We start from the raw sequence: 11,223 nt of genomic DNA on the forward strand, positions 1-11,223 counted from the left end.
GATTTAATAGATCGTATTGAAATTAAAGCAGAGGGATTCGAGAATCTTTTATCGATTCTCGAATCCCTCTGCTTATTATTTAATTAATTCTATCAACGCACAGCATTCCACGTGTGTTGTTTGAGGAAACATATCCACCGGCTGGACTTCTAAAGTTTTGTACCCTCCGTCTTCCAATATCCGCAAATCCCTTGCTAGGGTAGCAGGATTACAGGATACGTAGACGACCTTTTTCGGTTTCATCTCGATAATCGTCTGTAATAAGGCTTCATCACAACCCTTGCGTGGTGGGTCCACGACCAGGACATCTGCGACATTCCCTTCCTTATACCACTTCGGGATCACAACCTCAGCTTCTCCAGCCACAAACTCGGTTTTCTCCATTCCGTTCAATGAAGCATTCCGCTTGGCATCCTCAATCGCCTCGGGAACGATCTCCACGCCAAATACCTTTCGTGCTTTTTGGGCTAAAAATAATGAAATGGTTCCAATTCCACAGTAGGCATCAATCACGCTTTCTCCCCCGCTAAGGTCGGCATATTCCAGCGCTTTATCATATAATACCTTTGTTTGAACAGGATTAACTTGATAAAAGGACAGTGCGGAAATGGCGAATTTCACATCACCGATATAGTCATAGATGACTTCATTCCCCCACAAAACGTTCGTTGCGGCCCCCATTATAACATTGGTCCGTTTAGAATTCACATTATGAATAATTGACTTTAGTTTCGGCAGACGAGCCACCATTTGCTCCACTAACAGATCTTTCTTTGGAAGGTCGGTTGTTCTAGTGATGATGACCACCATCAGCTCGCCCGTTTGCTGCCCATACCTTGCCATGATGTGGCGGAGCACCCCTTTATGTGTTTCCTCATGATAAACAGGGATTCCCAGTTCACTGCAAATTTCCTTCACCACACGCACCGCTTCATTTATTTCAGGCAGTTGAATGACACTTTCGTTGGTATCTACAATTTCATGACTCCTCGGTTTAAAAAAGCCGGCTATCAGTTTGCCGTCCTTTTCCCCCACAGGCACCTGTGCCTTGTTGCGGTAATGCAGGGGATTGTCCATCCCCAAAATCGGATGAACAACAACATCCTCTAGTTTACCTATCCGTGTAAGCACTTGACGTACCTGGTTCTCTTTGTATTTCAGCTGGCCTTCATAACTGATGTGCTCGAGTTGGCAGCCGCCATATTTATGGAGCTCGCTGCGTTCAATATCGACTCGGTCAGGGCTTTTTTCATACAGCTCCACCAATCTTCCAAAGCCATACCCTTTGCCCACCTTAATGATCTTCACTTGTGCCTTTTCGCCCGGCAGTCCGTTTGGAACAAATAACGGGTACCCATCAACCTTGGCCACACCCGCTCCGTCATGGGTTAAATCTTCAAAAACTACATCTATATACTCATTTTTATTAACCGGAATTATTCTGCTCATTCGTTTCTTCCTTTGCACGTTTTGACTGCTAAGATTGTAACACAAAGCATGACCGTTTGCGAAACTTGCTGAGGACAAGTGCCCTTTTTTAAATAAAAATGAAAAAATTGTCAGAATATTTTTGTTTTCAAATATAATAAAAGTATATATGATTAAAACAATCTCATGATTGGAAGGAGTGGATCATGATTAAGCTGATAAAAAACCTGTCCATTCCGTTACTCTTTGCCTTCCTTTCTTTCACCTTTATTCACTTTACGCACTCACTTCCACAATCACACACTGATGTCAAAGCGGTCATCAACATCGATGATGGCAAGGTGAAGGACCAATGGGAGAATGAGAAAAAGCTGCCGGTTGTGATACAAACGGTCATAGTCATGACGACCGTCCTTACAGCAGCTGTGACTCCGCTTATTTATTTGTTCATCCATTTTGACAAAAGCTTTATTTTTCTAATACCCAAATTGTATCAATCCAACTATGTGATCCAATCTCCCTTATCATTCAATATCAATTAATGATAAAGGGAGGTAAACAATTATGTGGATTCGCTTTGTTATCATTGGTTTCTTTTCGATTTCGGCCGCAAGCATGCTAACCTACCAGGGAATCGAAATTTTCCATGCTTTTACAGACTTCTTTAGGCAAAAATAAATATAGGGCAGACTCTATGGGGGAGTATCGTAACATCCCCTTGGAGTCTGCCTTTTTATTTATAAGCCCGCTTCTTGGTCACCTTTCATGGCTGCAACCTTTTCTTTCACTTCTTCAATATTTCTCATCTTGTTATCCCAGCATTTTTGACTCAAGTCAACGGGGTACTCTTCAGGATTCATGATCCGCTTATATTCATCCCAAAGTGCATCGAGGTTTTGCTTCAAATAATCACGTGATTCTTCCAAGCACGGCACTTCATAAACAAGCTCGCCTTTCGTAAAGATCCTCGCATGTAATTCTTTTGCGGTAAAATTGGTTACCACTTTGTTCATAAACGTATGGGTTGGATGGAACATCCGCAGCCGCTTTTCAGGGAGTCTTTCTTCTGCTAAGGCAATATAGTCTCCTTCGGCATGGTTATTTGTATTATTGATGATTCGATAAATCCTCTTTAATCCTGGTGTTGTAACCTTTTCCGGATTGGATGAGATCTTGATCGTATCTTCCATTTTCCCGTTATCGCCCTCAATGGACACAATTTTATAAACCGCACCAAGTGCTGCCTGGTCGTAAGCCGTAATCAGCTTCGTCCCTATTCCCCAACTGTCAATTTTGGCACCCTGCGATTTCAAACTCATAATCGTATATTCATCTAAATCACTGGAGGCTACAATCTTTGCGTCAGTGAATCCAGCCTCATCGAGCATTTTACGCGCTTCCTTCGAAAGGTAGGCAAGGTCACCGCTATCAAGACGGATGCCGATAAAATTAATTTTATCCCCTAATTCTTTTGCCACTTTGATGGCAATTGGCACACCAAGACGGAGTGTATCGTATGTATCTACTAAAAAGACACAATCCTTGTGCGATTCGGCATATTTAATGAAGGCTGTATATTCGTCTTTATAGGCTTGGACCATCGAATGCGCATGTGTTCCTGATACAGGAATGCCAAACAGCTTTCCAGCTCTGACATTGCTTGTCGATTCAAACCCTGCAAGATAGGCTGCTCTCGTACCCCAAATCGCTGCATCCATCTCCTGCGCCCGTCTGGTCCCAAACTCCATCGTTACTTCATTGCCTACGACTTGCTTGATTCGCGATGCCTTCGTCGCAATTAATGTTTGGTAATTCACAATATTAAGCAAGGCTGTTTCAATCAATTGCGCTTCTGCCAGAGGAGCTTCCACCCGTATAATTGGTTCATTGCCAAAAACAAGCTCGCCTTCTTCCATCGCACAGATCGTTCCAGTAAAGCGGATATCTTTCAGGTATTGAATGAAATCATCCTTATAACCTACTTCAGTTTTTAAATACTCGAGATCTTCCTCGCTAAAGCGGAAGCCTTGAATAAACTGAATCACTTTCTCTAAGCCAGCAAAGACAGCATAACCATTCCCAAACGGAAGCTTGCGGAAAAATAGTTCGAAGACCGCACGTTTATTATGTATCCCATCTCTCCAATACGTTTCTACCATATTGATCTGATATAGATCCGTATGCAGAGTTAAACTATCATCGTGATAAAAGTGTTTCATAACCTGACCTCCGAAGTACTATTTCAGCTTTTTCATCATTATAACCAATAACATACTTGAAAGTCTAAGTCTATTTAACCTCTGCTCCCAGGGATTGTTCAAAATGACCAAGCGCCCATTCATGGCCAGCTTGATTAAAAGATGCCACTGCATCCTTGTATACCACAATTTTAAAGCCTTTATTGTAGGCATCGACAGCAGTATGAAGCACGCAAATATCAGTGCAAACCCCGACCAAATGGACCTCGGTAATCCCGCGTTCCCGTAATTTCATCTCAAGATCCGTCCCCGCAAACGCCGAATAGCGCGTTTTATCCATAAAAACTACATGTTCATGTGAACTATTCATTTCGTATACTTCCTTTAGGGTCCCAAACAAGTCTCGCCCTGCAGTCCCGCGTAAATTATGCGGAGGGAACAGCTTTGTCTCTGGATGAAATTCATCTCCACGGTCATGAACATCTATCGCAAAAACGACATACTCTCCATTCGCGATAAACTCTTTGGTCAGTTCGACAATCCTGCCTTCAATCTTTTGTCCGGGCTCGCCGCATGTTAATGCCCCGTCCTCCGCTACAAAATCATAGGTATAATCAATATTTATTAGTGCTTTCATTTCCATACACCCCTTCAACCGTTTATCCATCATTCATTACAGATTATTCTATAACGTTTACATAATTCCCTTTTCAATAGAAAAAAAGCCCGTCCCATTAGAACGAGCTTTCTTAGCTATATCTTTTCCCTGCTTCCCAATCGGTTGGGCGGTCATTCGGTCTGATATCTTCAAGGGGCACAAACACCTCTAAGTGACGATAGAGGTTCTCAAACTCAGCTGGTAACAATCCGCCAAACTCTCCATCCAAGTTTAACTGCACCTTTTCCGTCGCATGAACCTTAATCCGGTTTGCCTGTGTGTAGATAATATTGGGATCATGGATATGGTCACCACGAAGAGCCAATGTCGCAATTCGAATAAATTCAGCAAGATTGGTCTTTTTCAAGATCAGAAGCGAAAATAGTCCATCGTTAATCGATGCGTCAGGTGCAAGCTTTTCAAACCCGCCGATGGAATTAGTCAGCCCGACCAGAAACAGCATGGCTTCCCCATCGAATAACTTCCCATCATACTCAATCGATACCTTAGATGGTTTAATGGACGGAAGCATTTCCATCCCTTTTAAATAGTATGCCAACTGACCAAGCATCGTTTTCAACTTACTTGGAACTTCGTATGTAATCTCGGTGATTCTACCGCCGCCAGCAATATTAATAAAATACCGGTCATTGATACGTCCAATATCGACTGGAATCATTTCCCCTTTTGTGATGATATCCACCGCCGCTCCAATATCTCTTGGAATTTGCAGGGCGCGGGCAAAATCATTCGTCGTTCCAGCTGGAATAATTCCTAATCTCGGACGATACTCCTGTTCCGCGAGGCCGTTAACCACCTCATGAATCGTTCCGTCACCGCCAGCCGCAATAACAATATCATACCTACGCTCAACAGCTATCCGTGCTGCTTCCGTCGCATCCCCTGCACCCGTTGTCGCGTGACAAGATGCTTCATATCCAGCCATTTCTAGCTTCTGAAGAATTTCTGGAAGATTCCGCTTCAGAATTTCACGTCCTGAGGTAGGATTGTAAATCAGTCTTGCTCTTTTCATCGTTTCATCATCCTATTTTTGATATCAACATCGGTATTAGCTACCCGCTCACTTCAATATTCTACCAATTTTCATTCTTGCTTACAAACATATAGCCAGCGTATATACTAATTTACCCTCCAACATCCATCTCTTATCATACCGTTTTTTTATTTTTTTGCAAAAAACAAGACATATAGGAACTCACCCAAGCTCCATATGCCCTGAACACTCTTATTATTGATTGGCATTCAGACTGATCTCATAGGCATTGGCAATGTTGATGCGGTATTTCCCTTCACCTGATTGATAAACCCCATCTTTCATACCATTATCGATGCCATCAGAAGTCTTTTTCTGCGACACCTTCCAATCGCCTTCTTTTCCTCTAAGCTCTTGAACACCCACTGCCTCAACCTTCAAATTACTATTGGCAGCGACATCGACCGCAATTGAAGCAACACTTTCGATATTCCAGTCGTTCACAAGCAAGCGCGGCTTTAACGTGAGTGAACTATCACTGCCAACCACTTCAAGCTTCACATTATTTGGAACCAACAGTGTTGCGGCAACCTCCCCACTAGCATTGAACGGACTAACTTCATTGGGCAGTGACTTCATATTTAAATAAAGCGTATCACCCTTTTGGTCTGCCGAAATGATATCATCGGAACTCTGAAGTAACTTCGTCTTTTTGGCTGTTTGCACCCGATACGTCCCGAACAAAGATACCGCTTTTTCCTCTGTCGATTCAACCGTTAACTGATGGCCCACCGACCTGACTACCACCCGTTTGATATTGTCATCCATTTGGCGGGAAAAAGCAGGCAGTTCAAACGACCGCTCCTCCCTCGCCATCACTTCTTCCACTTTCCCGATAATACCCGTTGTGCTCAAAATCGCGAATGCAATCCCAGCCGTTCCGACGACTCCCACAAAGAAAATACTTAGGAAATCATATTTTAACACCGGTTTTTCCTGACGTGACAAAAACAAATAAACGAGAATCTCACCACCGAGGACAACCAATAAAAGCGGCCACCAAGCCGTCATCACCTGTACAAGGTCTAACCCCATAAACTTTGAAAAAAAGAGGAAAAGACCAAGGAATACAAGTGAGGCTCCCATCGAAAACGTTCCAACACGCCAAGTTCTCATCCTTCTTCTCCACCCCTTCTTTTTCTAAAAAGGAACCCAATTCCGAATCCGATTATTGCTGCGCCTGCAATCGCTTTTCCCCACTTATTCATGCTTTTTTGCCTCCCGTTTTTGTTTGCTTCCAGATAAAAGCTTAATGCCCCCGCCAATCAACAGGAGACAGACAAGTCCTGTTTGTAGATACCCTTGTACCCAATACATCAAATCAAAATTAATTAACCTGTTTAGAATCGGTGAGAAAGCCGGAAGAAAGACATTCATCAAGAGATAGTAGAGACCCATCAAAACAAGCCCAATCCCTACCCATTTTTGATGATTAAGGAAATACGCAATAATCGGTACATCCTCTATCGTTTCTTCTCCGTACCTTGAAACCTTTTGCATCGCATCAAAAAAACTATAAAACCAGATAATCGGAATTAGGAACAAGAAGATCCCTAGTCGTAACGTATCCAAAATATAGATAGAAAACAGAAATGCTGCCATTAACTGGATGCCCCGTCGCTGCAGGCCAAGATACAGATGTCCTGCTCCTGGAAAAATCGCGAGAAATGTGGCGATCGATTTGCTCTTTTTACCATCTTCGCGCCGCATCTCAAAGTCTTCAAAGATCGTCCTATCGACAAGTACCTCCCCGCGCTGTTTTTTGTTTACCTGTTGAACGGCATCAAAAAATCCATACACCCAAATAATCGGCAGTGCGGCCAAAAAGACCATAAATTCACCTCGGTTGGAAAGAGCTGTCACGAATGTGACCATGACCCCGAGTCCCAAGAAGGTAGCCAAAAGCGTTAATCCTCTGGTCATTAAGCCAATTTGGAAGTGGCCTAAGCCTGGGATAAATGATAAAACAATCGTATAAAACCGTTCTGAATCTTGCGAAACCTGTGTCTGCGCTCCATCTGGGTTAGCAGCCTTAAGCGCCTTTTTATGCTTGGAAACCTGCACACCCATATCGATGAAACTGATAAGATACAGGAACAGTCCTAACATAAAGGTCACGATGGAGACTTCCTCATTATTTGTGACTAACCCAATGACCGTAACGAATGCCAGCCCCAATACCGACAGCAGATAAAGGACTCCGCGAAACATGTTGCCGAAATAAATATGACCAAGACCTGGGAATAAGGATAAGGTCAGTGCTTTTGTCGGATTTTTCATTTCTTAACTGCCTCCTTTTTTTCTAGTGAATCCATCCATGCAAAAGTTTTATTAATAACACCCTCCGTCACTGAAGGCTTCTTTTCCTGAAGTTGCTGCGGCCTTTCGAGCGAGTTTGCATAAGCAGCTAGCGATTGAAAGACTCCTGAGAAGGTTAATAAAAGTGTCGCGGCCGCTGCAAGCAGATAATGAAAGACTGCTTGCTGATAAAATGGTTTTTTCTTGTTCACTTCTTCCTTCTTTATGATTGGCTCCGTTGGCACCGGTTGTATACTAGAATCGATATCCATTTTCCGCTCTAGCCATGACACTTGTAATTCCGTTTTTTGCTTTGAAACCTCCGCCATGACCAACTCGGTAAAGTCACTGTCTGGTAGAACTGGAAGCGATGATTCATTGGTTTCCACAGCCATTAAATAATGGTTGAGACATTGGTCGCACGAATATAAATGATTTTCTAATTCCTCTTTGGTTTTCTCATTGATTTCGTCATTAACGTATTGCAACCACTCATTAAAAGTGTAATGCTTCATGAAAAATCGTCCTCCTTCCAATTCTTTTTCATCCAATGGCGGGCCCGGTACAGCTTTGTTTCAATGGTTTTCACCTGCACATTCTGTTCTTCAGCCATTTGCTGATAGCTTTTTTCCGCAATATAAAATCCGTAAATAACTTCACGATAATTTTCAGGCAGTTCTTCAAGCTTTTTCCTAACAAGTCTTCTTCGATCTAGTTCGATTATCTCTTTCTCAACACTATCCTTCGGCGACCCTGCAACCTGTTGTTCAAGGTCTTCCGCCACTTCCTCTCGTTTTCTCACTTGTTTTCGTTTTACATCTATCGCATGATTAACGGCAATTCGCGTTATCCACGTCTTAAACCCTTGATTTTGATATTGGGGGAGAGAGGTATAGATTTTCATAAATACTTCCTGTGCGGCGTCTTCTGCTTCCTTCTGGTCGCGAAGCACAGCAAAGATGGTCCGGAACACATCATTACGGTACTTCTCAACCAAAAGTCGAAAGGCATGATCATTGCCGTCCAGCACATTTTCTATTAAAGCTGCATCACTAATGGTTCTCTCCCCCTTTCTTTTTTGTTACTCACTAAATAGACGAAACGCTATTTACATAACCCTACACCATTTTTTAAAAAAATTTTTTCAATTCTCTTCATCATACCACGCTGATTTTTGCAGTTGAATATAAAAACCGTGCGGATGGCGTCCGCACGGTTTTAGCATCTATCAAAATAGTTTATTCTTTAATTTCCAATCCTAAAAGCTTTGCAAATCCAAGCGCCTGATCTGCAGAAACCATGCACCCTGCCACACTATCAAGTGAGAGATTTAAGCGGTTAAATTTACAACTGCTAAGGTCGACTCCAGCAAGCCGGGTTCCCGTAAAGTTCGCATCTTCCAGATCACAGTGTTTAAATTCAAGTTTATTGAACTTGGCTTCATAATAATCTGCACTGCGCAGGGAACAATTTTCAAACCTCATTTCTTTCAAATCTGCATATCCAAACGAACCCATATTCAGATTACAATTTTCAAAAAAGACATTTCTTAACGTCGCATCTGCAAGATTTAATCCGAGCAGTTTACAATCACGAAACTCGACCCGGTGGATGATTCCATCGGTAAAGTCTACATTGGACAGGTCGCACCGTTCAAAAATAACATCGGTTAATTGAATGTAGCGAAACGATCCATCGAGAAAGGTAACGTTTTTAAACACAACCTCTTCGAATCGTACTTTTTCAATATCCTCTTGTGAGATCGTACAGTCGCTAATGAGCGCCATGTTAATATAAGAATCTTCTCTATTGTTATAATCAAACGGACTTAAACCGGTTGGTATTTTCGGTGATTGGATTTTTAGTTTCTTACTCAAATTCATCATCCTTTATATGGTGCGCTAGTATGCTGTCTATTATATCGTTTATTTACCTACATTACTACGCTTCTACTCTTAGAATGCAGACATTACATTCATGGGGAATAGCCCATTGCCCCTGATCTGGCAAGGCCTTCTCTAACTCAAGAAGGGCCTGCTTTCGAACAGCTTCATCTAATCCTGCCAGCCAGGAGATTGATTCGATTCGTTCAATCCATCCCTGCTTTGTAAAGTTGACTGAGTAATTTATCTTATAAAAGTCTCTTACTTCAAACCCGTTTTGCTCCCATTCTTGAAACCACTCTATCGGAAAGCCATTGATTCGCATGTTGGAGTCTGCCTTCGAACCGGATGGTTTTAAGCCCTCTGTTACATAATTTTTGAGGACCTCAAAGGTTTTTTCCACTACTGACGTTCCTGATAGGAAACCTGAATCAATGACAATTAACGTCCCTCTAGCTTTTAAGATACGTTTTACTTCTTCTATTGCCTTTGGCCGTTCAAACCAATGCCAAGCCCGCATAACCGTGACAATATCATAATGGGAATCATCTAATCCCGTCGCTTCAGCTGTACCCTGCTGATACGGAATCGTAAAATTCTTCATCCGATTCAATACAGAAGCTTGCGTTAGTAATCCCTGTGATGGCTCAATCCCAATCACATTGGCTTTTCGCATCGCCATTTTTCTAGTTAAAGCACCTGTACCTGCACCGATATCGGCCACTTTTTTTCCATCAAAAAAAATATTACGAAGCAGCAAACTATCCATTAAGGTGACTGGAATATCTTCTCTTGAACTTGCATAGCTATTAGCAACTTGACCAAAATCTATTTGTCTCATGTCGAGCGCTCCCTTTTCTTTACTAATACTGACAATTCAACAAAATAATACCACTGAAATATGATAGAATCTATGAATAATGGGAATTTACTAAAATAATAGTTGAGGGAATGATTCGTATGTTTTGGTTCTTACTTTGTGCTTCCTATTTAGTTGGAAGCGTTCCCACAGCCTTAATTGTGGGCAAGTTGTTTTTTGGTGTTGATGTCCGGGAACATGGCAGTAAAAATCCAGGGGCTACCAATACACTAAGGGTTCTTGGTAAAAAATCTGCTGTGTTCGTTCTAATTATTGATCTGGCTAAGGGCGCTGTGGCAGCCTACCTGCCTATCTACTTCAACCTTGACGCAGAACCCCTTTACTTTGGTTTAGCAGCTGTTGTTGGTCATTGCTTTCCCATTTTTGCCGGCTTCAAAGGTGGAAAAGCAATTGCCACCACTGCCGGGGCCTTGTTAATCGCAGACATCTATCTCCTCGTCATTGCCTATGTGGCTTTCTTTTTAGTCATCTTTTTAACCAAGTATGTTTTTATCGGCTCGATCACCGTTGGCATTAGTATGCTCATCTATTCTTTAGTATCTTCTAAGCTCGAATTAGAACTTATCTTTATAGTATTCTCGTTATTCTTAATTTATTTGCACCGCTCGAACATTCGTAATTTTATCTTGGGTATCGAACCAAAAATTAATGATAAAAATTTAATTAATGACCGCATCCCGCCTAAGGGCGGCGGATATAAAATGTAATGAAAGCGTAAGCGTCTATTTAGCGGTGTATTAAAAAACTTTTGAAAAAAGGATCCCCTTACAGCTAGATTGGCTGCCTTGGGATCCTTTTTTTTATTTTTAGGCTCTGTTAAACTT

The 11,223-nt window shown here is 42.0% G+C and carries 12 protein-coding genes; 2 read left to right on the plus strand and 10 right to left on the minus strand.

What is annotated here, in order from left to right:
• Window positions 1–75: 75 nt before the first annotated feature.
• Window positions 76–1,449, minus strand: a complete 1,374-nt coding sequence (gene rlmD, locus V7137_RS16520; RefSeq protein ID WP_335699095.1) for a 23S rRNA (uracil(1939)-C(5))-methyltransferase RlmD — start codon at window positions 1,447–1,449, stop codon at window positions 76–78.
• Between the two features lie 185 nt (window positions 1,450–1,634).
• On the opposite strand from rlmD, the gene V7137_RS16525 reads away from it, so the two are divergent.
• Window positions 1,635–1,970: a hypothetical protein gene (locus V7137_RS16525; RefSeq protein WP_335699096.1), complete on the plus strand. Its 336-nt coding sequence runs from the start codon at window positions 1,635–1,637 to the stop codon at window positions 1,968–1,970.
• A 195-nt stretch (window positions 1,971–2,165) separates the two neighbouring features.
• Here V7137_RS16525 and V7137_RS16530 read toward each other — a convergent pair whose 3' ends face one another.
• The 9 genes from V7137_RS16530 to V7137_RS16570 form a co-directional block, all read right to left on the minus strand.
• Complete coding sequence (locus V7137_RS16530; protein ID WP_335699097.1) at window positions 2,166–3,647, minus strand: nicotinate phosphoribosyltransferase; 1,482 nt, start codon at window positions 3,645–3,647, stop codon at window positions 2,166–2,168.
• 70 nt (window positions 3,648–3,717) lie between these two features.
• Entirely contained in the window at window positions 3,718–4,269 is a 552-nt protein-coding gene (locus tag V7137_RS16535; protein ID WP_335699098.1) for a cysteine hydrolase family protein, read from the minus strand.
• A gap of 106 nt (window positions 4,270–4,375) precedes the next feature.
• Window positions 4,376–5,317 carry a diacylglycerol kinase gene (locus V7137_RS16540; RefSeq protein WP_335699099.1) on the minus strand — a complete coding sequence of 314 codons (942 nt, stop codon included), beginning with the start codon at window positions 5,315–5,317 and terminating at the stop codon, window positions 4,376–4,378.
• A 216-nt stretch (window positions 5,318–5,533) separates the two neighbouring features.
• Complete coding sequence (locus V7137_RS16545) at window positions 5,534–6,454, minus strand: hypothetical protein (protein ID WP_335699100.1); 921 nt, start codon at window positions 6,452–6,454, stop codon at window positions 5,534–5,536.
• 84 nt (window positions 6,455–6,538) lie between these two features.
• Complete coding sequence (locus V7137_RS16550; protein ID WP_335699101.1) at window positions 6,539–7,618, minus strand: DUF6677 family protein; 1,080 nt, start codon at window positions 7,616–7,618, stop codon at window positions 6,539–6,541.
• Window positions 7,615–8,151 (minus strand): hypothetical protein, encoded by a 537-nt coding sequence (locus tag V7137_RS16555; protein ID WP_335699102.1) that lies wholly within the window; start codon window positions 8,149–8,151, stop codon window positions 7,615–7,617. The genes V7137_RS16550 and V7137_RS16555 overlap by 4 nt, the downstream gene beginning before the upstream one ends.
• On the minus strand, window positions 8,148–8,666 hold the full coding sequence (locus V7137_RS16560; RefSeq protein WP_335699103.1) for an RNA polymerase sigma factor: 519 nt from the start codon (window positions 8,664–8,666) through the stop codon (window positions 8,148–8,150). Before V7137_RS16560 ends, V7137_RS16555 begins: the two co-directional genes overlap by 4 nt.
• A 208-nt stretch (window positions 8,667–8,874) precedes the next feature.
• Window positions 8,875–9,513 carry a pentapeptide repeat-containing protein gene (locus tag V7137_RS16565; RefSeq protein ID WP_335699104.1) on the minus strand — a complete coding sequence of 213 codons (639 nt, stop codon included), beginning with the start codon at window positions 9,511–9,513 and terminating at the stop codon, window positions 8,875–8,877.
• A gap of 64 nt (window positions 9,514–9,577) precedes the next feature.
• Complete coding sequence (locus V7137_RS16570) at window positions 9,578–10,360, minus strand: class I SAM-dependent methyltransferase (protein WP_335699105.1); 783 nt, start codon at window positions 10,358–10,360, stop codon at window positions 9,578–9,580.
• Window positions 10,361–10,479: 119 nt separating this feature from the next.
• On the opposite strand from V7137_RS16570, the gene plsY reads away from it, so the two are divergent.
• The gene (gene plsY / locus V7137_RS16575; RefSeq protein WP_335699106.1) at window positions 10,480–11,106 is read left to right on the plus strand and encodes a glycerol-3-phosphate 1-O-acyltransferase PlsY; all 627 of its coding nucleotides are present in this window, start codon (window positions 10,480–10,482) and stop codon (window positions 11,104–11,106) included.
• Window positions 11,107–11,223 lie beyond the last annotated feature (117 nt).

Source organism: Neobacillus drentensis (genome assembly GCF_036962765.1).
In the GTDB taxonomy this organism is placed as follows: Bacteria; Bacillota; Bacilli; order Bacillales; family Cytobacillaceae; genus Neobacillus; species Neobacillus drentensis_C.